Source organism: Streptomyces sp. NBC_01351, from assembly GCF_036237315.1.
Lineage (GTDB): Bacteria > Actinomycetota > Actinomycetes > Streptomycetales > Streptomycetaceae > Streptomyces.
On sequence record NZ_CP108356.1, the window covers coordinates 1,099,702 to 1,125,858 of the forward strand.

Below are 26,157 nucleotides of genomic sequence, written 5' to 3' on the forward strand. Positions count from 1 at the left end.
AGGGGTTCGTCTTCCTCTCCCGGGGGCCGGCTCTCCGCCGGCCCCCACCCCCAGCTCGTCATCGGTTCGGATCCTCTTCTCGAGACAGGTGCTCCATGGCTGACCGGCAGTTCGCCGACCCCTCGCTCTCCCCCGTGATCGCCACCGTTCTGCGCCAATCCTCGGTGGTCCTGCAGACGTACAAGGTCGACCCGGGGCTGGTACAGGAACACGCGAACGGCGAACGCCGCATCACCCAAGGCGGGTACGGTGAGCGACAGTTGTTCGAGCTCGTACAGAACGCCGCCGACGAGATCGCCGCCAGCCCCGGCGGCAAGCTGCACGTCGTCCTCACCGACCGGCACCTGTACTGCGCGAACGAGGGCGACCCGGTCACCCCCGAGGGCGCCGAGACGATCCTGCGCATGAGCGTCTCCCGCAAGCGCGGCGGTCAGATCGGTCGCTTCGGAGTCGGCGTGAAGTCCGTGCTCTCGGTCAGCGACACGCCTCAGTTCTTCAGCCGCAGCGGCAGCTTCGGTTTCGACCGCGACTGGTCCGCGGCCGAGATCGCCCAGGCCCTCGGCGCCGAAGGCAAGATCGACATGGACACCCCGGTGTTGCGCATGGCGCGCCCGCTCGACGTCGAGCAGGAGCGCGCCGACGACGCGGATCTCGACCGGCTGCTGCGGTGGGCGACGACGGTCGTGCGCCTCCCGCTGCTCCCCGGCGCCGCGGAGCGACTCGCCCGCGACATCAAGGGCCACAAGTCCCGCGATGGTCGAGAGACGGAAGCGTTCCCCTCGCACTTCCAGCTCTTCTCCTCGCACGTCGGACAGGTACTCCTCCACGACGAGCGCAAGCTTCCGCCCGTCCGACGGGACATCTCGGTTGAGCACAACGGCGTCCACCGCACCCTCAAGGAGGTGGCCACCGGCGCGAAGCAGACCGTCGAGGAGTGGAAGGTCTTCACCGTCGCCCACGCGCCCACCGCCGAGGTCGAGGCCAGCGCCGGCGAGCTGCACAACCGTCCTGAACTGGACATCTCCTGGGCCGTGCCCGAGTACACGGTCCGTAACGATCTCTACACCGTGCCCGGGGGCAAGGGCTCGTTCTGGGCGTTCTTCCCCACCAAGTACGAGGTGTCACTGACCGGCATCCTCAACGCCCCGTGGAAGACGAACGAGGACCGTCAACACCTGCTCGACGGCAACCCGTTCAACCGGGAACTGCTGCGCGCCGCGGCCCGTCTGATCGTCGACACCCTGCCCGCGCTCGCGCCCACCGAGGACCCTGCCGCCTACCTGCCGCTGCTTCCCGGCCGCGCCAAGGAGAAGGCCAACTGGGCAGACGAATACTTCCTCCGACAAGTGTGGGCCCTGACGGCCGAACTGCCTTCCCTCCCGGACCAAGACGGCAGGCTGCAGCGCCCCAAGGAGCTCTTCGTACCGCCGGCCAACCTGGAGAAGGAGTGGCTGCGCATCTGGTCCGAGTACGAGGGCCGACCCGCCGGATGGCTCCACCCTTCCGTGGACGCCGACTCCACGGGGCTCCGTCGCGGCAAGGTGAATCACATACTGGACGCCGCCGGGAAGAAGCCCGAGAGCGTCAAGGACTGGCTGGAGGCCCTCGTCGCCGACGGCACCCCGGAGTCCTCGTGTCACGCCATCGAGATCCTCTCCTCCATGGTGATCAAGGACCAGGCCGGCCGCCTGCGCGGCGACTCCGACATCACCGCCGAGGCCCGGCGCGCGAAGATCGTGCTCACCGAGAAGAACGGGATGATGGCCCCCGTCGCGGGCGAGATCTTCCACCGGACCGCAGCCGACTCCCTGCGCGACGACATGGACTACGTCGACTCGCGCATCTCCGAGCGCCCCGAGATGGGGCGGCACCTGCACAACATCGGCATCCGCGTCGCCGACGCACAGGGCCGCTTCGAAGGCGTGCTCGACCAGGGGTTCGCGCACTACGACGACCAGGCGTGGTCCAACTTCTGGCTCCTGCTGCGCAGCGCCGGGGGCAACGCGCAGGTGGACCGCATCCGCGTGAAGGTCCCGAAGTACACGGAGACCCTGCGCGTGCGCACCCTCGACGGTCGCTACCGGCCGATGCGCGACTGCCTGCTGCCCGGACCGGTCGTACCCGCCGACGGAAGCCGTGACGCCTCGATCGCGGTCGACCTCGGGTTCCACGAGGGCGACCGGCCCGTGTTCCGTGATCTCGGCCTCGGCGACCGCCCGACGGTCGGCCACCGACCGGGCAAGGACTGGTGGTTCGAGGAGTACCGGGAGAGCATCCACGAACGGCACCTTCGCTCGCTGCCCCCGAACTCGCCGCGCCCGAACATCTCTCGGCTGACCGTCGAGGGCGCCCCGACGGCGGGGCCGCTGCACCTGCTCCCCGCCCTCTCCGAGGACGGCCGGGCGGCGTTCGTCGCCGCGCTGCCGGAATCCGGGGTCGTGCAGAACTGGAGCAGTCAGTACGGCACCGCAGGCAACTCCCGGCAGGCGATCGTCTCCCCGCTGCGCTGGATGATCTCCAAGCACGGCCTGGTGAAGACGTCCCTGGGGCTGGTCTCGGTCTCGGAGGCCGTCGGTCCGCAGCTCAAGGAGTTCGCCGCGATCCTCCCCGTCGCGGAGATCCGCCCGGAGATCGCCGCGGGGCTGAAAATGCCGACGACGCCGGAGAAGGTCCCCACCGCACGGTGGGGCAAGTTGCTCGAACGAGTGCTGAAGAGCGAGGACGACGTCTTCATCGGGCGGGCCTACGCCCTGCTGCTCCGGGTCGAGTTCGAGTTCCCGGACGGCATCGCCACCCGGTGCAGGGTGGGGACCGTCTGGGAAGAGCGTCCCGATACCGAGATCGCCGTGGCCACCACCGCGGCCGACTTCAACGAGCTCGTCCGCGAACGCCTGCCCGCCCTCCTCGTCGCCGACAAGTCGGACGCGGCGAGCGCGAAGGCGATGGTGGACGAATGGGGCATGCTCAAGGTCTCGGACGTGATCGCCAAGGAGATCTCCCACGTCAAGGCCGGCCCGGCGGTGCCGCTCTTCGACGAGTTCACCACGGTCCGCACCCGGATCGGCAACGGCGGGAGCAGCATCAAGATCCAGCGCTGTTCAGAGCTCGAGCAGATCGTCCGCACGCCCATGGGCGTGAAGCCGAGCCCCCTTCAGCGGGCGCGCAAGGGGCAGACCCTCTACGTCCTGGAGACCCTCGACAGCCTGCAGGTCCTGCGCGCCGCCGACGAGGAGTTCAAGTGGGGATTCGGAGCCAAGGGCTGCGAGCAGGCGCTCGCGCTCCAGGAGCGCCAGACGCAGGACAAGGAGCTCCAGGCTCGGCTGCGCGCGGTGCGGGAGAGCGAGAGCATCATCGACAAGATCGCTCTGCTGATCGGCGAGGAGGCGCTCCGCGGCGAGCTTCCGGCGGGGCTCATGGAGAGCGAGCTCAACGACCAGGGTGCCGAGCCGGACGCGCGCCGGGTGGCGGAGATGGCGTTCAACGCCCATGGTGAGTCGATCCTGCGGGTGCACACGCGTGATCTCGCACTGGAGTTCCCGACCCGCGCCCCGAGTTCCTTCAACGGAAGCGACAAGGCGCTGAGGTTCGTCACCGACCTGGGCTTCCCCGACTCCTTCGCCGGTTCCCGGGTGCCGGCGCTCGACCCCCGATTGGAGGTCGACGGGCCTTCGGAGTTCCCTGCCCTGCACCCGTACCAGGAACAGCTCGCCCAGGCCCTGCTCGGCCTGTTGACGAACCCGGTGCCGCAGCGCGGCATGCTCAGCCTGCCGACCGGCAGTGGCAAGACCCGTGTGACGGCCGAGGGCGTCATCCGCTGGATGCGTGACAGCGACGAGCTGCCCGGCCCCGTCCTCTGGATCGCGCAGACCGAGGAGCTGTGCGAGCAGGCGGTGCAGAGCTGGAGGTTCGTCTGGTCCAAGGTCGGGCCCGAGCTGCCGCTCGTCATCAACCGGCTGTGGACGACCAACGAGGCCACCCCCGTCGACGATCGACCCCACCTCGTCGTCGCCACCGACGCCAAGCTCGACCACTGCCTGGGCACGGACGACTACGCCTGGCTGCGGGATACCGCGTCCCTGGTCATCGTCGACGAGGCCCACACCGCGATGTCCCCGCGGTACACGGAACTGCTCACGCACCTGGATCTGACCCACCACCGGACGAGCCGGCACCTGATCGGGCTCACCGCGACTCCCTACCGGAACAACGAGGAGCTGACGCGGCTGCTCGTACAGCGCTTCGGCAACCGGCTCGACACCGGCGTGTTCGACGGCGATCTCGCCGATGCGATCCGGCAGTTGCAGGACATCGGCGTGCTGGCTCAGGTCAGGCACCGGGAGCTCCACGGTGGCGAGATCGTACTGACGCCCGACGAGCTGAAGCGGTCCGAGCAGTTCGCCACGCTGCCCAAGGGCGCCGAACAGCGGCTCGCCGACGACCACGACCGCAACCAGCGCATCGTCGACGAGATCGCCGCGATGCCGCACGACTGGCCCGTCCTGGTGTTCGCCACTTCGGTGGCACACGCCAAGTTCCTCGCCGCGAAGCTCGGTGACCGGGAGATCAAGGCAGCCGCGATCGACTCGGCCACGCCCACGGCCGAGCGGCGCAAGCGGATCGACGACTTCCGAAAGGGTCGCATCCAGGTGCTCACGAACTATGGCGTGCTCACCCAGGGCTTCGACGCGCCGGCCACCCGCGTCGTGGTCGTCGCCCGGCCGACCTACAGCCCGAACGTCTACCAGCAGATGATCGGACGCGGCCTGCGCGGGCCGAAGAACGGCGGCAAGCAGACCTGCCTGATCCTCAACGTGCGCGACAACATCACCAACTTCGGCGAGGAGCTCGCCTTCACCGAGTTCGAGTACCTGTGGAGTGAGAACCGATGAGTTCACCGGTACTGGCACAGCACCGGCTCACAGCCGAGCAGCAATCCGTGGTGGACCAGCCCTGGGACGCCCGCGTTCTGGTCACGGCCGGAGCCGGGGCAGGCAAGACCCACACCCTGGTGCGACGGCTCGACGCGCTGGTGGAACGGGAGGAGTTGGAGGCCGGGGAGATCCTGGTGCTCAGCTTCTCCCGGGCGGCCGTGCGCGAACTGACCGAGCGGATCGAACGGCACGCCTCCGCGGCGCAGCGGGTTCGGGCCCAGACGTTCGACTCCTGGGCGTCGTCCTTGCTGACCCGCGCCTACCCCGACACCGATTGGCGCGCCTACACCTTCGACGAGCGCATCGAGGCGGCCACGACCGCCATCGATCGCGGCGCCGTCGAGGTCGGCGAGCAGGGTGTGCCGGCGCACGTGGTGATCGACGAGGTCCAGGACCTCGTCGGGGTCCGCCGCGAGATGGTCGAGTCGCTGCTCGACCGGTTCCAGGAGAACAGCGGCTTCACCGTCGTCGGGGATTCCGCCCAGGCGGTGTACGGGTTCCAGGTCTCCGATCCGGAGCAGCGCGCCGAGGAGACGGACCGCTTCCTGGACTGGATCCGAGCCACCTTCGGCGAGGACCTGGTCGAACTGCACCTGGGAGACAACTTCCGGGCGCGTACGGAAGCGGCCCGGGTCGCGCTCCCGTACGGCACCCGGTTGCAGCGGGTGTCCCGCGACCCCGCCGAGGCCGCGGGCGAGGCGGAGCGGATCCACGGCGATCTGCGCTCGCTCCTGCTCGGAGAGCCGAACTTCGGCAGCCTGGACGACGAGTTCGTGCGCGCTGCCCTGCGCGACTTCCCCGGCACCACCGCCATCCTGTGCAGGGACAACGGCCAGGCCCTCACGCTCTCCGGGATGCTGGCGGACGCCGACGTCCCGCACACCCTGCAACGCTCCGCACGCGAGCGCTCGGCACCCGCGTGGATGGCGGGTTTGCTGGCGGCGACCGGGGCCTCGATGCTCGGCCAGGACCGGTTCCTCGAACTGTCGGCCGGTCTCTCGCTCCCCGCGGACAGCGCGCCCGCGGCGCTGTGGCGCTCGATCCGCAAGGTGGCCCGGGGCGCGCGCGGCACGGTGGACGTCGCCGCGCTGCACCGCGCCGTCGCCGAGGGACGCCTGCCCGACGAGCTCACGGCGGCGCAGGCATCGCCCGTGGTCGTGTCCACCGTGCACCGCGCGAAGGGTCTGGAGTTCGACCGGGTCCTGCTCGTGGAGCCGCGCGTACTGAAGGAACCGCGGAAGGTGGACAGGAAGCGGTACGACTACGACCCGGCCGCCGAAGCCCGTCTGCTCTACGTCGCCATGACCCGTGCCCGGGACGATCTGTACGTGCTGGACGCGCCCAACTCCTGGCTGGTGCGCAAGGACAAGCGCCTCGACCGCTGGTACGTCGGAGGGCGCAGCACGTGGGCTCGTAACGGGATCGAACTGCTCGCGCAGGACGTGTGCCACGAGCAGCCTCCCGGTGTCGAGGACATCCCGTCGGACCCGGCGACGCTGCTGGACCACCTGAAGGACGCCGTCGAGCCGGGGATGACCGCGGAACTGGAGCTCCTGCACGGGATCCCGGTCTCGGCCGAGCAGTCCCCGCCGTACGCGGTGGTGGTCGGCGGTCGCCCTGTCGCCGTCGTGTCGGAGCGGTTCCGTACGGATCTGCACCGCATGCTGCGCCGCACGGCGCACGGCGCGGTCGACCGCTGGCCGCCTCGGATCACGGGGCTGCGTGTGGACGGCGTGGAAAGCGTGGCCGGGAGTCCCGCGGTGACGGAACGCGCCGGCCTCGGCACGCACGGCGTGTGGCTGGCGCCCCGTCTGTACGGTCTGGGCCGGTTCCACTGGTACGACGATGATGCCGCCGAGCTCGGCGCGGCCAAGGGGGAAGACGATGAGTGAGTCGATCCACCGCAAGCACTACGAGGTGCGCGACTCGCTGGTGGAATCCCTGCGAAGCGACCTGATGGGTCCGGTGGGCGGCGAGGACGAGGTCCTCGAGGACGACGCCCCGATCACCATGTATCCCGTGGGCGTCCTGTTCCCGCGCCCGAAGCCCCAGGACGTTGCCGCCGAACCGGAAGAGCTGGAGTCCGTACGGGACGGGCTGGATTCCGCTCCGGAGCCCTCCCGCCGCAACCGCGAGGAGGAGACCAACGACCTGGGCGTCTCCCTTGCCAACGTGCGCATGCCTTCGTCGTTCGGGTTGACCTTCGCCGTCGATCCCTCCGTCTCCCGGAAGATCCGCTTCGTGGTGCGGGCCGCCGTTTACCTGCCCGAGGATGCCGACGGCAACCCCGTCGCCGCGAAGCGGACCGAGGCGCGCAGCACCCGGGCCCAGCGGGAGCGCTGGCGGCGTGTCACGCTGCAACCGGAACCCGTTGTCGTGGACGTGTCGGTGCCGGGCTCGCGCGACGCCGTCACGTTGCACGACCCGGGGTTGGAACTGAGGGTGCTGGTCCGCCCCGCGTCCGGGCCGGACGGATCCGTCTCCGTGACGGCCACAGTCGTCAACAGCCTCCAAGTCGGCATGTTCGACCTTCGTGACGCGCACTGCTTCTACCAGCCGACCCTGGAGGTGACCGCCGAGGACGTCGGTCGCGCCGCCTTCGTGGTACGTCCTGTGTCCCTCGGCGCGGTGGATGCGGAGCAGGCTCTCAGCCGGCTTCTGCACCGGCACGCCCCGAGCTTCGCCACCGGGCACGGCTGCGCCGCGCGTTGGGACTGGTCGGCTCCCGCCGTCGGCACCGTCGACGCGCGCCCGCCGGCCGTCACGTCCGTGCGCACCGAGTTCGTCCCGTCCCACGAAGTGCTGCTGACGGACTCGAATCCGCACATCGACGACCGCGCCCTGACCATGCACGACCTCGGCACGGACCCTGTCGAGGACGTGGTCGCGGCCCTGCGCAGGTTGTTGTCCGACTACGAGCAGTGGATCGAGGCGCAGGCCCGGCAATCCGAAACACTGGCAGGCACCGAGCACGAGCCCGTCGCCGAGGATCAGCTGAGGCGCTGTCGGCGGGCACTGGACCGCATGCGAGCGGGGGTCGATCTGCTGGCGGACGGCGATCGGCCTGAAATCCTTCAGGCCTTCCGTCTGGCGAACATCGCCATGGCCGAGCAGCGTGCCCGCACCTCCTGGATCAAGGACGGCAGGCAGGGGACGCCCGACGTGCACGCCGGTAAATGGCGACCGTTCCAGGTGTCCTTCGTCCTGTTGTGCCTCACCGGGATCGTCGATCCCGACCACGAGGACCGTGATGTGTCGGACCTGCTCTGGTTCCCCACGGGTGGCGGCAAGACGGAGGCCTACCTCGGGCTGATCGCCTTCACCGCCTTCCACCGTCGACTGCGCGACGGAGAGGCCGGGGCAGGGGTGACCGTGCTCATGCGCTACACCCTGCGGCTGTTGACCTTGCAGCAGTTCGAGCGTGCGGCGGCGCTGATCTGTGCCATGGAGAAGCTGCGGGCCGCCGACCCGTCGGCCCTCGGCCGCGAGGAGATCTCCATCGGCATGTGGGTGGGGCGGTCCGCCACGCCCAACACGCTGGCCGTCGCGGCGCAGAGACTCGCCGAGCTCCGGGCCAATCCGCTGAAGGGCATCCAGACGGAGAATCCGGTCCAGCTGCGGAACTGCCCCTGGTGCGGTGAGGCCCTGTCCCCGGACGCGTACGCGGTCGACGAGTACGCCCAACGCATGGACATCCGTTGTCCGGCGGAATCCTGCGACTTTCGCTCGGGCCTTCCCGTCCACCTGGTCGACGAGGCCGTCTACCACGCCCGGCCCACGCTGGTCATCGCCACTGTCGACAAGTTCGCGTCCATGCCGTGGCGGCCGGCGACGGCGGCCCTCTTCAACCGTGACCGGGACGACGACACGCGACCGCCCGAGCTCATCGTCCAGGACGAACTCCACTTGATCTCCGGGCCCCTCGGCACGCTGACGGGCCTCTACGAGACGGCGGTGGACGCGCTCGCGAAGCGCCCGAAGATCATCGCCTCGACCGCCACCATCCGTCGCGCGGATGAGCAGGGAACCCGCCTCTTCGCGCGTTCGGTCGACCAGTTCCCGCCCGCCGGGATCGATTCCCGCGACTCCTGGTTCGCCGTGGAGACCCCGCGCGAACGCAAGGCCGCGCGCAGGTACGTCGGACTGCTGACGTCGAGCACCAGCCAGTCCACGCTGTTGATCCGCGTGTACGCGTCCCTGCTGCACCGCGCGATGACCTGCGAGGCGCCACCGGAGGTGAAGGACGCCTACTGGACGCTGGTCGGGTACTTCAACAGTCTGCGACTGCTCTCCTCGGCGGAACTCCAGGTCCTCGACGACGTCCAGGACCGTCTCGAACACCTGGCGACGCGCGACGGCACCAAGCCCAGGCCGGTTGCCGGTCTCACCGAGCTGAGCAGTCGTGCCAACGCGAGCGACATCTCCAGGCGACTCAAGGAGGTCGAGCGTCACCTGCCGATGACGGACGTCCTGGACGTCCTCCTCGCCACCAACATGATCTCTGTGGGCGTGGACGTGGACCGACTCGGGCTGATGGCCGTCATGGGGCAGCCGCAGACGACCGCCGAGTACATCCAGGCAACGAGCCGCGTCGGCCGCCGACACCCGGGCCTGGTCGCGGTCATGCTCAACTCGACCCGCTCGCGGGACCGTTCGCACTACGAGGACTTCCAGCACTTCCACTCGGCGCTGTACCGGGAGGTGGAGTCCACCAGCGTGACCCCCTTCTCGGTGCGCGCCCGCGACCGCGGTCTGCACGCCGTGATCGTGGCACTGGCCAGACTGATGCTTCCGGCCGCCCGCCCCAACGACGCCGCGGCACGCGTCGAGGACTTCGTCGACGACCTCAAGGACAGGATCCGGCCCATCCTGCTCGACCGGGTGGACAAGGTGGAGGGATCGGAGCTCCAGGCCACGGCCAGGGCCTTCGACGAGTTCGTCGAGTGGTGGCGGGACGAGGCGCACCTCCAACCGCGTCTCGTCTACGAGGCCAACCGTTCGAACCGTGCCCCCGCTCTGCTGAGCGGATACGACGACGAGACGGACGGCGCGGGCCGAGCGACCCTGTGGAGTCTGCGTGACGTGGACGCCTCGTCCACCTTCTTCGAGGAGCGCTGAATCATGAGCCCCGCACAACCCCGTGTCCGCCGCCGTGGACTGCCCACCGGCCCCGTTCGGACGGCCCGTCGACTCGGCGAGGTCCGGCGCGCGCAGCTCGTCACCACCTACGGCGTGGGTGCCATGATCGCGGTGGAGAACGAGTCCTTCCTCATCCGTGGCATCGACTCCTGGGACGTCTCCGAGGCCCCGTTCGTCATCGAGCCGCGGCTGTCGCGGAAGCTCGGGGTCAAGGGATTCCGGTTGCCGCCGGCACCCGATCCCGACAGGGCGACCGACGGCGTGCGAGCCGTCCGGTTCCCGGTGATGTACTCGTGCCCCGAGTGCCGGGTTCTGCAGCCCTTCCGCAAGTTCAACCCGCCCACGGGCAAGGCCGAGTGCTCGACCTGCCACGAAAGCCTCGTCCCGTCCCGCTTCGTGATGGCCTGCACCCGCGGGCATCTGGAGGACTTCCCCTTCTGGAAGTGGGTGCACCGGGGCACACAGCGCACGGAAGCGGGAGCGTGCGGGGGCGAACTCGGCTTCCACGCCGACGGATCGACGGCGTCACTGCGCGCCGTGCGGATCAGTTGCAGCTGTGGGGCCGAGGAGGTTTCCATGGAAGGAGCCTTCCGGCGCCAGGCCCTGCGGGATCTCGGTATCCGCTGCCGCGGCCTCCGGCCGTGGCTCAAGGACGCACCGGCCGAAAGCTGCGACGAGCCTCCGCGCACGCTCCAGCGAGGCTCCTCCTCCGTCTGGTTCCCGGTCATGCACTCGGCCCTGTCGATTCCTCCGTGGAGCGAGGGAATCGACAAGATCACCGCACGGGTCTACGACAAGCTCAAGGACGAGGATCCCGCCTTCATCCGCCGCTACGTCCAGGTCGAGAACGTCCTCAAGCACCATCCCCAGTACACGCCGGACGAGGTCGTCGCCTGCGTCGAGCGCTGGCGCGCACTGGAGACCGAGCCGCCCGTGGAAGCGGAGGACGAGGAGGACGCCCGCACCGACCTGTATCGGGGTGAGTACGACAGCCTGTGCAAGCCGCACCCCGAGCGCGAGGACGCGGACGACCAGGACTTCGTCTGCGAGACTCCCGACAAGCCGATCGATTCGCTGCGCACGGCCCACGGCGTGGCGCAGGTCATGCTGCTCAAGCGGCTGCGCGAGGTCCGGGCGCTGCAGTCGTTCCGGCGCGTGGAGGAACCGAGCCCCGCGGACACCCCCCAACGCCGCGCGGCGATCTCCCTGGAGAGGCCCGACTGGCTGCCCGCGTTCGAAGTGAGCGGCGAGGGCGTGTTCCTGCGGCTGGACAACGAGCGCCTCCGCGCCTGGGAGGATCAGACCGCCGCGGCCGACCGCGCCCGAAGCATCCGTCGCAACCACGAGAGGTTGCTGCGGGAGCGCATCGGACCATCGGGGAAGCCCGTGCCGGGGTCCCAGGCGACGCCGCGGTTCGTCCTGCTCCACACACTGGCGCACATCCTGATCAACGAATGGAGCCTGGACGGCGGGTATCCGGCCGCCGCCCTGCGCGAGCGGCTGTACGCGGAGGGGGACATGGCGGGCGTCCTCGTCTACACCGCCACCAGCGACTCCGCGGGCAGTCTCGGCGGCATCGTGGCCCAGGGAGATCCCGACCGCCTCGATGCCACCCTGCGTGCGGCCCTGCAGCGAGCACGCTGGTGCTCCAACGACCCCCTGTGCATGGAGTCCGAGGCGAGCGGTGCGGACGGTCTGAACCTGGCCGCCTGTCACGCGTGCGTGCTGCTTCCCGAGACGAGCTGCGAGAACAACAACATCCTCCTCGACCGGGCCGCCCTCATCGGCACTCCGGACCTGCGAACGCCTGGCTTCTTCAGCGCGTGACGGTCGCGGGGTGGGGCGAGCGCAGTTCACTCACCCCACCCCGCGTCGCGCCCGGGGCCGCCCGAGGGGCGGGTTCAGTGCATGTCGGCCCCTGCGGGGGTCTCGTCGAGGAAGCCGCCCGACTGGTGCTGCCAGAGCTTCGCGTAGGCGCCCTCCGCGGCGAGGAGTTGCCGGTGCGTGCCCTGTTCGACGATCCGTCCCCGGTCGAGGACGACGAGCTGGTCCATGCCGGCGACCGTGCTCAGCCTGTGCGCCACCACGAGCGCCGTCCGCCCGTCCATGAGCCGCCACAGGGCGTCCTGGACGAGGATCTCGCTCTCCGAGTCCAGGGCGCTGGTCGCCTCGTCGAGCAGCAGGATCGGCGCGTCGCGCAGGATCGCCCTGGCGAGGGCGACCCGCTGGCGCTGGCCGCCGGACAGCTTCACCCCGCGCTCGCCCACCATGGTGTCGAAGCCGTCCGGAAGCCCGTCGGCGAACTCCGTGACGTGCGCCGCCTCCGCGGCGCGGCGGATCTCGGCGTCGGTGGCGTCCGGCCGGGCGAAGGCGATGTTGTCCCGCAGCGTGCGGTGGAACATCGCCGGGTCCTGCGGGACGTACGCGATCATGCTGCGCAGGTCGGCTTGGGACAGCTTGGTGATGTCCTGGCCGCCGACGAGGATCCGGCCGGCGTCGATGTCGGTCATCCGCAGCAGCAGTCGGGTGAGCGTGGTCTTGCCGCCGCCCGACCGGCCGACGAGGCCGATCTTCGTACCGCTGGGCACGGCCAGGTCGAGGCCCTCGAAGAGCGGCTCCCCGCCCCCACCCGCGTGGGTGAAGGTCACCCGGTCGAAATGCACGTCGGCGGCCCGGGACCGCAGCGGCTCCGGTGCGACCGGGTCGAGCACGGTCGACGGGGTCAGCAGTAGTTCGGTGAACTGTGCGGCCTCCGTCATCGAGCTCTCCAGGCGGCGGTAGATCTGGTTGAACTCGAACATGATCCGCGTCGCGTTGGCGTAGTAGGTGAAGGCCACGATGATCGCCTCCACGCCGTGCTCCCCCGCGCCGAGCGAGACGGCGAGCAGCAGACCCAGCGCGTTGGTCAGGACGGACATCGGCGCGACCACGGTGTCGATGCGCAGGTTGCCGTAGTCCCACGAACGCAGCGTGAGCCGACGCGACTCCGCGACCCGGGAGCGGTGTTCGGCGGCCTCGCGTTCCTCGGCGGCGAAGGCACGGACCGTGTCCATGTTCATCAGGCTGTCCGCGACGTGGCCCGACACCCGGGCGATGGCCTCCTCGCGCTGGGCGACGAGGGCCTGGCGGCGCCGGATCAGCGGCGTGACGCACAGTGCCGCCAGGACGATCATCACCAGGAGCCCGACCACGAGCAGCGGTTCGTACTGCCACAACACCACCGAGGCGAACACCAGCGGTACGAAGCTGCCCATGACCGAGAAGGTCAGGGTGTCGACGAACTCCTCGAACCGGGAGGCGAAGCTGAGGACCCGCTTGGTGAGAGACCCGGCGAAGTTGTCGTGGAAGAACGCCGCGTCCTTGGCGAAGAGTTCGTCCATGCCGATCACGTAGAGGTTCTCGATGCCGCGGGCATCGAGGCGGTTCAGGCAGTGGAGTCCGACGCGCCACAGCGTCTCGGCGAGCAGCAGGACCCCGGCGAAGACGAGCACGTAGGGCAGTGCCGTACCGATGCCGGTGCCCTGGCCGCCGTCCCCGACGATCCGGCCGACCAGCTTCGCGACGATCAGTGGCGCGATGTAGAAGATGCCGATGTTGCCCAGTGCCGGGAGCAGCATGGCGGGGACGGTCAGGTGGCGGAGGCGGGCCAGCTCCCGTCCGTAGTAGCGGAGCGCGAGGAGCACGGGGCTCCTGCGCGGGGGAGTTTCGTGCGAATCTGCTGTTCCCATCCCAAACCCTGTGTTGTGTTACCGAACAGGACAGGAGTCGGAGTGTCCCGCACGGCCGCCCGCACGGTCCAAGGGTTTTTCTCGGCCCCGCTAACCGGCCAGCACCGCGGGCGTCGGGCCGTCCGGGCGGACGGTGATGCTGTACGCGGCCTTGGCCGGGGTGGAGCGGAAGCGCGGGGTGTGGGCGGGCAGCAGGAGTTCGAGGAGGGCGGTGGACTCCCGGAGGGCGAACTGCAGGCCCAGGCAGGCCCGGGGTCCGATGCCGAACGGGAGGTAGCTCCCCGGATGGGTGGGGCGGCGGCCGGGGGTGGTGAAGCGGTCCGGGTCGAACCGCTCGGGCTCCTCCCAGAGTTGGGGGTCCCGGTGGGTGAGGTAGGGGCAGACCAGTACGTCGGTGCCGGCCTCGACCACGTATCCGGCGAGGAGGTCGTCCTGGTCCGCGCAGCGCGGCAGTATCCACGCGGACGGGTAGAAGCGCAGCGTTTCGTGGACGAGTGCCTGGACGGCCTGCCGCCGCTCCGGGGAGCCCTCGGGGCCGGCGGCGAGGGCCTGCTCGCGGGCCTGCGGGTTGCGGTCGAGCAGGAGGTGGAGCCAGGTCAGGGTGGACGCGGTGGTTTCGTGGCCGGCGATCATCAAGGTGACCAGCTCGTCGCGGATCAACCGGTCGGTGTACTCGGGACGCGTTCCGGACGCCTCGATGAGGACGTGCAGCAGCCCCGGGCCGTCGGGTCCGGCCGCACCGTCGCGGGCGGCGGCGATCGCGCGGCTCGCCACGGCGTCGATTCGGGCCAGCTCGGCGGCGACGGCCTGTCGGGCGGCGGAGCCGTCGGCGGGCAGGCTGGGCATCGCGGCCACCACGGCGGGCACGGCGGCCAGTTCGCGTTCCGTGTCGGGGTCGAGGGGATGCCCGGTAAGGGACCGCCAGATGGTGTCGAGGGCGAAGCGGCGCATCTCGTCACCGACGTCGAACACCTGCCCGGTACGGGCGTACGAGGCCCAGCGCTCGGCGGTGGTCCGCGCGGCCGCGGTGATCCGCTGCTCGTAGCGCCGCATTCCGCGTCCCGTGAACTGGGACTGCAGCAGCCGCCGTTGCCGCTGCCAGGCCTCGCCCGTCGCGGCCAGGATCCCGTCGCCGATGAGCAGCCTCGCCCGGTGTGAGCGCTTCACGTACCGGCCGGGGTGGAGCGCGAGCACGTGCTGCACGGCCTGCGGGTCGGTGACCAGGACGGTGGGGCGCGTCCCGAGCCGGACCGCGGCGACGCCGCCGAGGCGTTCGCGCGCCGTGGCGAAGAGGTCGATGAGCTCCCCGCCGGAGGCCTGCCACCGCTCGACGAGGCCGGCTTCCAGCTCGGGGACCCGGCGACCGGCCGGGGGCGGAAGGATGTCGGGGCGGGCATGGGTGGCCACAGGTCTGCTCCTGCTACGTCGTCACCGACCGGCTACGTACATCACGCACTGTAGGGGAGCAAGCGCAACAGGCAACACCCCGCCGATCCGGACGGGGCCGGGCGTGCGTCGCAGCGCCCCCGCAGGGCCGGACGGGACCGACTGTGCGTCGCAGCACCCCCGCCCGATCCGGACGGGGCGGGTGTGCGTCGCAGCGTCCCCGTAGGCCCGGACGGGGCCGGGTGTGTGTCGGGGCGTCCCCGCAGGGCGTCGAACACAACCATGGCTCGGCCCACCGACCCCCCGACACGTTCGACGCCCGAGGAGACGCCCCGGCGCGCGCCCGGCCACGGCCGGGCCGGCACCACACCGGCCCCGCCCCACCAGCCCGCCCCACCGCCCCCGCCAGGCCACCCCCGCCCTCACCCCGCCCCGCCACTCCCCCGTTTCCGGCCGCGGCGTACGTCGTAGGCGAAGAACCTCGGGACCGCCCCGCCGAGTTCGTCGAGGCCGGCGAAGCCGCGTCGGGCCATTTCGACCTCCGGGGAGGTGCCCTTCCGTTGCCAATGGCGCAGGAAGAGCTTCGCGCACATCGCCGGCGGCGGGACCACGAGCCGGGGGCGGGCCTCTTCCGCCGCCTCGTCGGCCCGGGCGACGAGCTCGCACCACTCCTCCCAGCGCTCGGACTCCCGCAGGCGGGCCAGGACGGCCGGCCTCCAGTCGACCGACTGCCACACCGGCCACACCCGCACCATGAGCAGCCGGATCCGGTCGGCGGCCGTGAGTTCGGCCCGTTCCGACTCCGTGAACCACCGCGCCAAAGCCTCCGGCAGTGCCTCACGGCCGTCGAGGCCGAGCTTCGCGGTCGCGTACTGCTCGAACGTCATGCCCCTGGTGCCGGCGAGGTCTTCCAGCAGGGCCGTCAGAACGGACTCGTGCAGCGCCGGGTAGCCGCCGTCGAACAGCCGCGCCGCGTCCAGGACGTCGAGGTCCGAAATCGACCGACCGGGCACCCGGTCAAGAGCATGCTCCCGCCGGGTCCTGCGGATCAAGGACTGGGTGCGGCTGATCCCGGTGAACGGCACCTCCGTCGCGAAGGGAGCCGGCGCCACGGCCCCGTGCCGCGCGATCGCCCGGAGCGCCGCCACCGCGTCGAGCCGCTTGACGTCCCAGACGCCCGAGCCGATCATCTCCTCCAGCGTGCGCAGGGCGTCGTGGTCCTCTTCGTCCAAGGCCCGCTCGATGTCCTTCCACCCTCGGTGGGTGAAGGGCAGCGCCGCGGCCGCCGCCACGATCCGCCGCCCGGACTCCGCCGGGATCAGATCCGTCTCGGTTCCCTCCTCGGCCCCCTCCTTGCAGCCGTAGCGCAGGTTCACCAGCGCCACCGTCTGCGCCGGGTACCCCATCTCGGCCGGGCCGTGCAGCACACCCACCTCGTCGTCCCCGTCGATCTCGCCCGAGGCGTACATCTCGTAGACGGCGCCGAGGCCCCGCATCCCGCACGGAACCAGTTCGGCGGCCCGCAGCGCTCCCATGCTCGCGGCGCCGACGACGTCCACGCCTTCGGTGAGCAGCTGGAGGATCTCCTTGTGGCCGACGGACCGCCGTTCCCTGAAGTAGCCGTCGATGACGACGACCACGTCTCCCGGCTGCCATGCGTCCGCCAGCAGATCGCCCCGCCCCGCCGGCGGCCGGACCTCGGCGTCCGGGAGCACCGCGCGAACGTCGGCCGCCGAGATCGTCGGCCCCGCGTAGACCACCACTCTGGGCGCGCTCACCGCAACACGCGTGCTCACTACAACACCTCCGGACACACGCGGCTCCCCGGCGCGACGACCTTGACGACCGGAACCCCGATCTCGTCCCGCGTCAGGTCGACCACCACGGGCGGGTGGGAAAAGGCCGCGGCCGACTGCCGGACCACGTACTCGAGGTCGCCGACGAGGCTGTCGTGCCGCTCGGGGGCCGCGACCAGGCCGCCGATGTCGGCCGCCGAGCCGGACGGCCGCGACCGTGCGCTCTCCAGGCGGCCGACGTCCACCTGCCCGAAGTCACTCCGCAGGTCGTCCCTCGCCCCCGATATGTACGCGAGTCGGGCCTGGGCCGCTTCGGAGACGGCGCGGGTGAGCGCGATGTCCGGGCTGAGGTGACATCCGAAGCCGAACATAGGAGCGGGGTAGTCGTGGCAGGCGACCCAGGCCAGGAAGCACGGGAGCCCGGTGGGCGACGGCACGAAGCGCACCTCCAACGTGACGTCGGCGCGCTCGATCAGCTCGCACAGCTCGTCGGCCTCCGCCGACCCCGCCGTGCGCGGGTCGACGCGTACGCCCATCTCCCCGCCCTGTCCGACCGCCGCCGTCATCGCGTCCCGCTCGATGACTTCGCACAGCGCGTGCAGGGCAGCCTCCACCAGCGTGTTACCGCTGGCCAGGCCGTTCGTCGACTCGAAGAAGACCGGAGGGTTCCAGTCGGTGTTCTCCTCCAGCGTCAGCCGGGCGAGGTTCACGGGGACGAAGGTCTCGGCGCCGTCGACGAGCGATCTGGCCGCCACCCAGTCCAGCGGCAGCCGGTCGTGGAGCAGGCTCGGTACGCAGGGCGCCAGGGCGGCGACGTCGTAGCCCAGTTCCGCGCCGATGTCGCGGGGCGTGGCCGTGCGGACGGGCGTCGCCGGCTGTTCCACGTGCCAGGTCTCGACCGACTCCATCACCGCCGACAGTTTCGCCAGCTCGGGCGTCATCCCCTTGCCCTGGGAGACGGCGAGGGTCCTGGACATGGGCCGGATGGCCTGGAAGGTCGGGATGCCGATGGTGTCGAGCCGGGTGATGTCGGCGACCCGGGTCACGCCCACCTTCGCCGCCGCACCGCTCGCCATCTCCCAGGTGGCCGCCGGCGGCCGGGCCCGGTTCGTTCCCGGCAGGCGGAGTACGGAGCGGTCCCGTGGCGAGGCGAGCCAGGACAGAGTCGGGTGTTCGGTCTGCACAGTGAGGGACTCCCTGCGGGTCAGAGGTTCCGGGTACGCCGCAACAGCGCGCGGCCGGCGACGAAGTTGGCGACGAGGGCGACGGCGGCCAGGATCAGCAGGGAGGGCCACGCCTTCTCCAGGCCGAAGATCGCGGCGTCGCGCATCCCGTTGACCGCGTACGACACCGGGTTCACCGTCGAGATCCATCGGAGCACGGTGGGGAGCTGCTCCGCCGGGGACAGCGACGGCGCGGCGAAGACGAGGACGGGCATCGACACGCTGGTGAGCACCATGAAGGTGCGGTAGTCGCTGATGAGGACCGCCGCCGCGAGGTACAGGCCGTTGAACGCCGCCGACGACAGCACCAGCGCCACCAGCAGCCATACCCAGTGGGAGGCGTGGAAGGGGTAGTCGAAGATGATCGCGGCGACGATCAGGGCCAGCACGCTCTGGGCCAGGACCAGCGAGACTCCGGCCAGGAGCTTGCCGGCCAGGAAGCGCGATCTGCGGAGCGGCCAGCTCCACAGCTGGGTCGACACCCCGCTCATCTCCTCCTGGAACATCGCCATGCCCGTCGTCCCCGACGCGCTGACCACCGACATCGCGAGCACCATGGGGAGGAGGAACACCGAGAACGGCAGGCTTTCGCCCCGGTAGGTGATGTTCCCGACGACGTTGCCGAGCGAGGTGTTCACCAGCAGCAAGTACACGAGCATGGGGGTCAGGCCGAGGATGAGGTTGACCCGGTTGCGGGCGAGGAGCGCGTACTCGCGGTAGAACACGGCGGTGAAGTCGGCCGGCTTACCCGTCCCGACCGGTGCCTTGGTCTTGAAGTCCAGCTCGGTCACGGCGTCAGCCCTCGTTCCCGGTCATGCGCAGGAAGACCTGCTCCAACGAGTCGGTGACGGTGGAGATTCCCGAGATCGCGACGCCGGATTCGTGGCAGTGCCGTGACAGCTGCGGCAGCACGTCCCTGACCTGCGCGTCGTCTATGCGCACCTCGGTGTCCTGGGCGCTCGCGGTCAGCCCGGCGGCGGTCGCCCACTCCTTGACGACCTTGGCCGCGACCGCGTCGTCCACCTTCACCATCAGGTGTGCGCCGCCGAACTCCCGCACGAGTTCGCTGGGTTGGGCGAAGCGGACCACCTTGCCCTTGTTGATGACCAGGACGCGTTGGGCGTTGCGCTCCAGTTCCTCGATGATGTGGCTGGTCCAGATCACCGTCATGCCGTTCTCCTCGCGGAGCCACCGCACGAACCGCTCGATCTGGTGCCGGCCGGCCACGTCCAGTCCGGCCGACGGCTCGTCGAGGATGAGGAGTTCGGGAATGCTGAGGAGCGCCCGTACGAGCTGCAGGCGCTGACGCTGCCCCCCGGACAGCTGGAAGACGAGCCGCGACAGGGCGTCCTTCAGGCCGAGGTACTCGGCGACCTCCATCGCCCAGGGGCTGGTGGTGCGCCAGGACAGGCCCTTGAACCGCGTGGCGATCTGCAGGTTGTCCAGGGCCGACAGCATCTCGTCGTACGGGGCGGACTGGTGCATCGCGCCGATGCCGGTCTTGGCGGCCACCGGGTCGCGGCTCGGGTCCGCGCCGAAGACCCTGATCTTCCCCGTGGTGGGAGGGGTGACGCCGCAGATCATCTTCATCAGGGTCGTCTTTCCGGCACCGTTGGGTCCCAGCAGCCCGATGGTCTCGCCTTTGGCGATGTCGAATGAGATACCGTCGACAGCCGGCGTCTCTTTTCCGCGGTAACGCTTGATCAAGTCTTCGGCGTTCACCACATCATTCGCCACGATCCCTCCCTCCACAATCCGCTTGATGGTTCTTCAGGAATCAGGAATGTCGAACGAGTCGCTGCGGGTGGGACGTTACGCCTGTCGGGCTGTACGAAGCGGCAGCTCTCCAAGCTGCCTTGGAACTGCCTCCGTTCTGCCGCCCCGCCTGCCGCCCCGTTGGCTAGCATTCGCAGCATGAGCCGTTCGGGAAATGCGGAAGACCAGGACGGAATGCCCGTCGTGGTTCTCGTGAATTGCGCGGGCGGCCCCGAATTGGAGATCGTTCGCAATGCGTTGACGGGACCGCTGGAAACTCCGACGGTACTGATCCGGCAGGGCGACATCCCGTCCACGCCCATGGCGCTGGACGTGGACACAGGCCTGCTGGACATCGCCGGGCGCCGGGTCAGGCCCGCCGTGGTGTGGGTGCGCCACGGATCGGCGTGCGCGTTGCTGGCGCAGGCGCGGCCGGCGGGCTCGGTGACTCCGTTGCAGGCGGAGTCGTGGTCCGGGTTCCTCCGGCAGGTGGCGGCGACGGCGTCCTCCGCGCTGCCCGGCGGCACGGTCGTCGGGCCCGGCCAGTTGGCGCAGGCCCACCGGCTGGGCGTGAGGATCCCCCGGACGGTGATCACCAATGACGTACCGGCGGGTGCGCGCGAGGTGGGCGCGCCGACGGTCATGGTCAAGACGCCGGACTTCCGGCTGTTCGAGCCGGATCGGCGCAACTGGCCGGCGTGCCTGCCCTCGGTCGGCGCCGCGGCCGCCTCGTCCACCTCCCCGGCCGCGGTCGCGACGGCGGCCGATGGGCGTCCGGTGGTCGTTCAGGAGTACGTGGCTCACGCCCGGGAGCTGCGCGTCTACCACCTCGACGGCGGGATCTGCGCTTTCGAGGTCCGCAAGCCCGATCCGTCGAGCCCGATGACGGATCCCGACAGTGTCACGGTGACGCGGGTCGACTGCCCGCGGCCCGCGGCCGACGCGGTGCGCACCCTGTGCGCCGCGTGGGACCTGCGGTACGGGGCCTTCGACCTGCTCGTGTCCGACACCGGGGAACCGGTGTTCCTGGAGGCGAATCCGGACGGCGACTGGCTCTGGTTCGAACGCAAGGCGCGCTGGCACGGCGTCTCGTTCATGGCCGCCGTCATGGTCCGTGAGTTGTTCGTACGGAGTGCGTCGTGAGTACGTGGTGAGGACGTCGTGAGGAGCTCGCATTGATGACGGCGATACGGGGCCCCGAGATCTCCACCCGGGGCCTGGTGCTCGTGGCCATGGTGGCGCGGGGTCACACGACCGACCGCGTGGCCCGTGCGCTGCGCCTGAGCAGACACACCGTGGGCGAGGAGATCAGCGTGCTCCTCGACCGGTTCAACTGCAGGAACAGAGCCGAGCTGGTGGCGTACTGCTACGTCCACCGGATCCTGCCGATCGGTATCTGGCCGCCTCCGTGCGGCCCCGTGAAAGAGGTGAGTGACGTGTTCGACCCTCTGACCGCCTTGCGCGAAGCGGGGCTTCCCGTCGACCAGTTGAGTGCCGCGCAGCGCGACGTGCTGGCCCGTCTGACCGAGGACGAGACCGCGGTCGTCGTATCGGTCCAGCACCGGCTGAACCAGGCGGACGCCGGGTCGGACGCCGAGGTGTGGGCACACAACCTGAAGCTGCTCTGAGCCGGGCATGAGCCGCAGACTGGTGGTCGTCCTCTTCCTCGACCTCGTCGGATGGACGCGGCTCGCCGAGCGCGTCGATCCGGAGCCGCTGCAGCAGCTCCTCGACCAGTACTACGAGGTCTGCTCGACCGCGGTGGAGGAACACGGCGGGGTGGTGGAGAAGTTCATCGGCGACGCCGTCATGGCGGTCTTCGGCGCGGACACCTCCCAGGAGGACGACGCCCTGCGGGCCCTGCGGGCGGCCACGCACATCCGCGCCGAGGTCCGCGACCTGCGCACGCCGGCCGCCGACGCGGCGCCGGTCGAGGTCCATTGCGGGATCGCGGCCGGCGAGGCCCTGGTGACGCGTTCGGCGCGGGCCGGCATCCGGGTCGTCGGCGACGTGGTGAACCTGGCCGCGCGCCTGCAGTCGGTGGCGGTCGCCGGGGAGATCATCGTCAACGAGACCGTGGCGCACCTGGCCCGCCCGCACTTCACCATGGCCCCGGTGCTGCCGGTCACGCTGAAGGGCAAGGCCGAGCCCGTTCCCGTACTGGTGGTGACCGGCGAGGCCGCCGGCCACGGCGTCGACGGGGGTGGCGACGGCTCGCCCATGGTGGACCGCCGGGCCGAACGCCACCGGCTGCGGCAGATCTACCACCGGGTGGCGCGCGATCGGCGGCCGGAGCTGGTGACCGTGCTCGGGCCGCCCGGCATCGGCAAGACCCGCCTGGTCAGGGAGGCCGTGGCGGACCTGGTCGCGGCCGGGGCGGGGCCCATCGCCGTGTTCGGCAGCTGTGCGTCGTACGGGACGAACGGGAACCACGCGGTGCTCGTCGAAGTCCTGGACGCGCTGACGCGACAGTCGCCGGCCGGCGCCGAGTTGCTCCGCTCGGACCCCCGGATCGCCGGGGTGCTCGGCAGTCTGCGCGACGCCTCGCTCTCCCGCCTCGCCGAATCCGTCCCGGGGCCGGGTGTGGAGGAGGTGTCCTGGGCCACGCGCGAGCTGCTCACCGCCGCGGCCGTCGGCCCGCTCGTCGTGGTGTGGGACAACCTCGCGTGGGCGGGACAGTCGCTGCTGCGGCTCATCGACGAGCTGAAGGGCGGCCTCCCGGACATCCCGCTGCTGATGGTCTGTGTGTCCCGGCCGGAGCTGCTGGGGCCCGACGGCTCCCCTTTCCTGGACGACGACGTGATCGACGTCGGCGCGCTGGTGCCGATCGACAGCGCGCGGCTGGCGATGTCGCTGGCGGGACGCAGCAGCGGCGACGAGGTGGAACTGCACGACCTCGACGTGGTCGACCGGGTCGCCGTGTACAGCGCGGGCAACCCCCTGTACATCCGGCTGATGATGGACTGGCTGAGGGACGGCCGGACCCTCGACGAAGTGCCGCCGACGATCACGGCCATGGTCGGCGCGATGATCGACCGGCTGCCCACGCCCGCCCGGCGGCTGCTGGGCGCGGCCTCGGTGATCGGTCCGGCCTTCACCCTGGAGCAGCTCGCCCTGCTGGGCGAGGAGGTGCCGGCGGCCAACGTCGAGGCCCTCGCGGCACGGCGGCTGTTCCAGTCGACGGCGGAGGAGGGCGGCTACCGCTTCGTGCAGCAGCCGGTGCACGAGGTGGCGTACGGCCGGCTGGAGAAGGAGCAGCGCATCACGTGGCACCGGCGCCTGGCCGAGCGGGGCTTCAACCCCGGCTTCCACCTGGAGGCGGCCACGCGGCTGCTCGGCGGGATCCGCCCGGACGACGCGGAGCTGCCCCTGCTGGCCCGGCGGGCGGCCGAGGCGCTGCTGGCCGAGGGGACCGTGGCGCTCCGGCAGCGTGACGTGCCCACCGCGATCGGGCTGCTCGAACGGGCGCTCATGCTGGCGCCGAACGGGCCCGACCGGTGCCGGTCGGTCGCGGCCATCCGGCTCAGCGACGCCCTCATGCTCTCCGGGGACACCCGGGAGGCGCTGGACGTGGCCGCGGACGGTGCCCGGCAGGGCCCGGACGGCGAGGGGCAGCGCCCCTGCCAGGTCCAGCGGTACCTGCTGGCGGCGCGGCTCGGGAAGGTCACCACGGCCCACGTCGAGAAGCTGCGGGCCGAACTGGACGGCGACGAACGCGATGCGGGAGGGCCCGACCGGTTCGCCTGGTGCCGGTTCGAACAGTTGCGGATGCTGCTCCATCTGGACCGGGGCCGGTTCGGTGCGGCCGAGGAAGCGGCGTGCGCCGCGCTCGAACACGCCCGGGTCATCGGCGACGCGTACGAGGAGGACCGCCTCCTGGTGGCCCTTTGCGAGATCCGGCAGTGGTCGCCGACCCCGATGGCGGAGAAGCTGTCGGGCTGCGCCGAGCTCCTCGAACGGTTCGCCGCCGACCGGTTCCTGGTGCTGCCGGCGCTGGCGGCCCGGGCCCGCTGCCTGGCGCTGACCGGGGACCGGATCGGTGCGCGCGCGGCGCTGGCCGAGGCGGAATCCGTCGTCGAGCAACTGCGGCTGACCATGGGCGGTGTCCTGGTCGATCAGGTGGCCGGGCTGGCCGCCTCCCTCGACGGCGAGCACGAGGAGGCCGAGCGGCGCTTCCACAGTGCGGCCGACGCGCTCGCCCAGGCCGGCTACATCCCGGTCGCGCTCACCATGCGGGTGCAGGCGGCCCGCGAGTGCGCCCTGCGGGACGGAGCGGGCGGCGGGACGGGCCGCCGGGAGGCCGGTGGGGCGGGCGACGCCGCCGGCCGGATCGCGCGGCTCCTCGTACGGCGCGACGAGATGGACGTACGGGGGCGGATCCTGTGCGTGGCGGCCGCCGTGCTGATCGCCGCCGAGGAGGGCCGGGCCGACCCGATGCGCGCCGAGGTGCTGGCCTTGCTGGACGACATCGACGACCCGTGTCTGCGCGGCGAGGTCTTCTTCGACCTGGCCCGGGCCGACCGCTGTCTGGGCGACCCGTCCGGTGCCCGGGTCATGGCCGGGCTGGCCGTCGCCGCGTACGGCGCGGTCGGCGCCACGAAGCCTCTGGAGGCGGTGCGGGAATGGATGTGAACGGCGTCGCGCCCTGGCGGCGCGAACGGCTGCCGCACTCGTCCGGGATGCCCGCGTGGAGCATGCCGGCCGACGGTGGTCCCGGCGAGCCCATGCCGACGGCCCTGTTCGAAGGGATCGACTCCCGCTGGGCCTGGGAGGGCGCGAGCGGCGAGGGCGTACGCGTCTGTGTGCTGGACAGCGGCGTCGACGCGTCCCATCCGCTGGTCGGCGCGGTCGAGCAGGCGTGGCGCGTGGTGAGCACCGAGGGCGGGGCGCCGCGCGTGGAGGAGTGCGAGCCGCTCGACAGTGCCGGACACGGGACCGCGTGCGCGGGGATCATCCGCGGCATCGCGCCGCGGGTCTCGCTCAGTTCGCTCAAGGTCCTCGGCGACGGACGGTCCGGCAGCGCCTCCGCGCTGATCGCCGGTCTCTCGTTCGCGATCGAGGAGGGGTTCGACGTCATCAGCATGAGCCTGTCGACGAACAGGGTCGAGTTCCGCGACCGGCTGGGCGAACTGTGCGACCGGGCCTACTTCCGCCGGACGACCGTGGTGGCGGCGGCGCACAACCTGCCCATCGAGAGCTTCCCGTGGAACTTCGCCTCGGTGATCTCGGTCGCCAGCCATGCCGAGCCGGACGGCATGCGCTTCTACTACAACGCCGCGCCACCGGTCGAGTTCCGCGCCCGCGGGGTCCGCGTACCGGTGGCGGGACCGGGCGGGGGCACCGTCCGCAACACCGGCAACAGCTTCGCGGCGCCGCACATGGCGGGCATCGCGGCGCTGATCCTGAGCAAGCACCCGTGGCTCACGCCGTTCCAGCTCAAGAGCGTCCTGTATCACTGCGCCGCGAACGTATCGGTCCAAGGAGGCGGAGAATGAAGCCCTGGTCGCACGATCTCATGGCCACCGAACGTCAACTGCTGCAGTCGGTCGTCTCGGTGGCCCGGTACATCTACGGAGCCGCCGCCTCGTCGGTGTTCATGGTGAGTCCCGACACCGGGGAGCTGGTCTTCGCCGCGGTCGCGGGCGAGGGCGAGGAGGGCCTGGTCGGCAAGCGCTTCGAGCCCGGCACCGGCATCGCCGGCTGGGTGGCGGCCAGCGGCCAGCCCCTGATCACGGACAACGTGGCGGGGACCGACCAGTTCGCGGGAGACGCCGCGGCCTCCACCGGGTACGTGCCCGCGAGCATCATGGCCGCCCCGCTCATCGCGGACGGGGAGTGCATCGGCGTGATCGAGGTGCTGGACCGCCACACCCACGACGCGAACGCCCCTGGCCGGGAACTCGACGACATCGAACTGCTGGGTCTGCTCGCCACGCAGGCCGCGTTGAGCCTGGCGCTGCTGCGGCGGAGCGAGCAGGCGGCGAGCGCGGCGCCGCGCATCGGCGATCTGGTGGCGCGGCTGTCGGAGCACGCGGTCATGAACTCGTCCGACCCGCTGGCCGTCTCGCTGCTGAGCATCTCGCTGGACCTGCTGGACCGGCGTGCGCACCCCGCGTCGAAGTCGGGCTGACCGCAGGCGGAGACGGCCGGCAGACGTGGCGGCGACGGAGCGGAGACGCTGACGGAACGGGGCCCGCCT

General features: G+C 70.9%; 15 protein-coding genes. 9 read left to right on the forward strand and 6 right to left on the reverse strand.

Annotated elements, in window-relative coordinates; genetic code table 11:
• Positions 1–95 precede the first annotated feature (95 nt).
• Genes OG625_RS05155 through OG625_RS05170 form a run of 4 tightly spaced genes read left to right on the forward strand, consistent with a single transcriptional unit; the run spans position 96 to position 11,897 of the window.
• A complete protein-coding gene (locus OG625_RS05155; protein WP_329376881.1) occupies positions 96–4,889 on the forward strand; it encodes a DEAD/DEAH box helicase in 4,794 nt (1,597 codons plus the stop codon).
• Complete coding sequence (locus OG625_RS05160) at positions 4,886–6,823, forward strand: UvrD-helicase domain-containing protein (protein WP_329376882.1); 1,938 nt, start codon at positions 4,886–4,888, stop codon at positions 6,821–6,823. Before OG625_RS05155 ends, OG625_RS05160 begins: the two co-directional genes overlap by 4 nt.
• On the forward strand, positions 6,816–10,049 hold the full coding sequence (locus OG625_RS05165) for a helicase-related protein (RefSeq protein WP_329376883.1): 3,234 nt from the start codon (positions 6,816–6,818) through the stop codon (positions 10,047–10,049). Before OG625_RS05160 ends, OG625_RS05165 begins: the two co-directional genes overlap by 8 nt.
• Positions 10,050–10,052: 3 nt before the next feature.
• Positions 10,053–11,897 carry a DUF1998 domain-containing protein gene (locus tag OG625_RS05170; protein ID WP_329376884.1) on the forward strand — a complete coding sequence of 615 codons (1,845 nt, stop codon included), beginning with the start codon at positions 10,053–10,055 and terminating at the stop codon, positions 11,895–11,897.
• A gap of 74 nt (positions 11,898–11,971) precedes the next feature.
• Here the strand turns inward: OG625_RS05170 and OG625_RS05175 are convergent, their stop codons facing one another.
• The 6 genes from OG625_RS05175 to OG625_RS05200 form a co-directional block, all read right to left on the reverse strand.
• On the reverse strand, positions 11,972–13,798 hold the full coding sequence (locus tag OG625_RS05175; protein WP_329376885.1) for an ABC transporter ATP-binding protein: 1,827 nt from the start codon (positions 13,796–13,798) through the stop codon (positions 11,972–11,974).
• Between the two features lie 90 nt (positions 13,799–13,888).
• Positions 13,889–15,205, reverse strand: coding sequence for a cytochrome P450 (locus OG625_RS05180; protein WP_329376886.1), 1,317 nt, complete (start codon positions 15,203–15,205; stop codon positions 13,889–13,891).
• A gap of 401 nt (positions 15,206–15,606) precedes the next feature.
• Complete coding sequence (locus tag OG625_RS05185) at positions 15,607–16,980, reverse strand: TfuA-like protein (RefSeq protein WP_329376887.1); 1,374 nt, start codon at positions 16,978–16,980, stop codon at positions 15,607–15,609.
• Entirely contained in the window at positions 16,980–18,164 is a 1,185-nt protein-coding gene (locus OG625_RS05190; protein ID WP_329376888.1) for a YcaO-like family protein, read from the reverse strand. Before OG625_RS05190 ends, OG625_RS05185 begins: the two co-directional genes overlap by 1 nt.
• A 20-nt stretch (positions 18,165–18,184) precedes the next feature.
• The gene (locus OG625_RS05195) at positions 18,185–18,994 is read right to left on the reverse strand and encodes an ABC transporter permease (protein ID WP_329376889.1); all 810 of its coding nucleotides are present in this window, start codon (positions 18,992–18,994) and stop codon (positions 18,185–18,187) included.
• 4 nt (positions 18,995–18,998) lie between these two features.
• Positions 18,999–19,940, reverse strand: coding sequence for an ABC transporter ATP-binding protein (locus tag OG625_RS05200; RefSeq protein ID WP_329376890.1), 942 nt, complete (start codon positions 19,938–19,940; stop codon positions 18,999–19,001).
• A gap of 177 nt (positions 19,941–20,117) precedes the next feature.
• Between OG625_RS05200 and OG625_RS05205 the strand changes: the two genes are divergently transcribed.
• Genes OG625_RS05205 through OG625_RS05225 form a run of 5 tightly spaced genes read left to right on the forward strand, consistent with a single transcriptional unit; the run spans position 20,118 to position 26,088 of the window.
• On the forward strand, positions 20,118–21,101 hold the full coding sequence (locus OG625_RS05205; RefSeq protein WP_329376891.1) for a hypothetical protein: 984 nt from the start codon (positions 20,118–20,120) through the stop codon (positions 21,099–21,101).
• Between the two features lie 35 nt (positions 21,102–21,136).
• Positions 21,137–21,586: an aroma-sacti cluster domain-containing protein gene (locus tag OG625_RS05210; RefSeq protein WP_329376892.1), complete on the forward strand. Its 450-nt coding sequence runs from the start codon at positions 21,137–21,139 to the stop codon at positions 21,584–21,586.
• 7 nt (positions 21,587–21,593) lie between these two features.
• Complete coding sequence (locus tag OG625_RS05215; RefSeq protein WP_329376893.1) at positions 21,594–24,590, forward strand: adenylate/guanylate cyclase domain-containing protein; 2,997 nt, start codon at positions 21,594–21,596, stop codon at positions 24,588–24,590.
• Positions 24,581–25,453: a S8 family serine peptidase gene (locus OG625_RS05220; protein ID WP_329376894.1), complete on the forward strand. Its 873-nt coding sequence runs from the start codon at positions 24,581–24,583 to the stop codon at positions 25,451–25,453. Before OG625_RS05215 ends, OG625_RS05220 begins: the two co-directional genes overlap by 10 nt.
• Positions 25,450–26,088 (forward strand): GAF domain-containing protein, encoded by a 639-nt coding sequence (locus tag OG625_RS05225; protein ID WP_329376895.1) that lies wholly within the window; start codon positions 25,450–25,452, stop codon positions 26,086–26,088. The genes OG625_RS05220 and OG625_RS05225 overlap by 4 nt, the downstream gene beginning before the upstream one ends.
• The last annotated feature ends 69 nt before the right edge of the window (positions 26,089–26,157 follow it).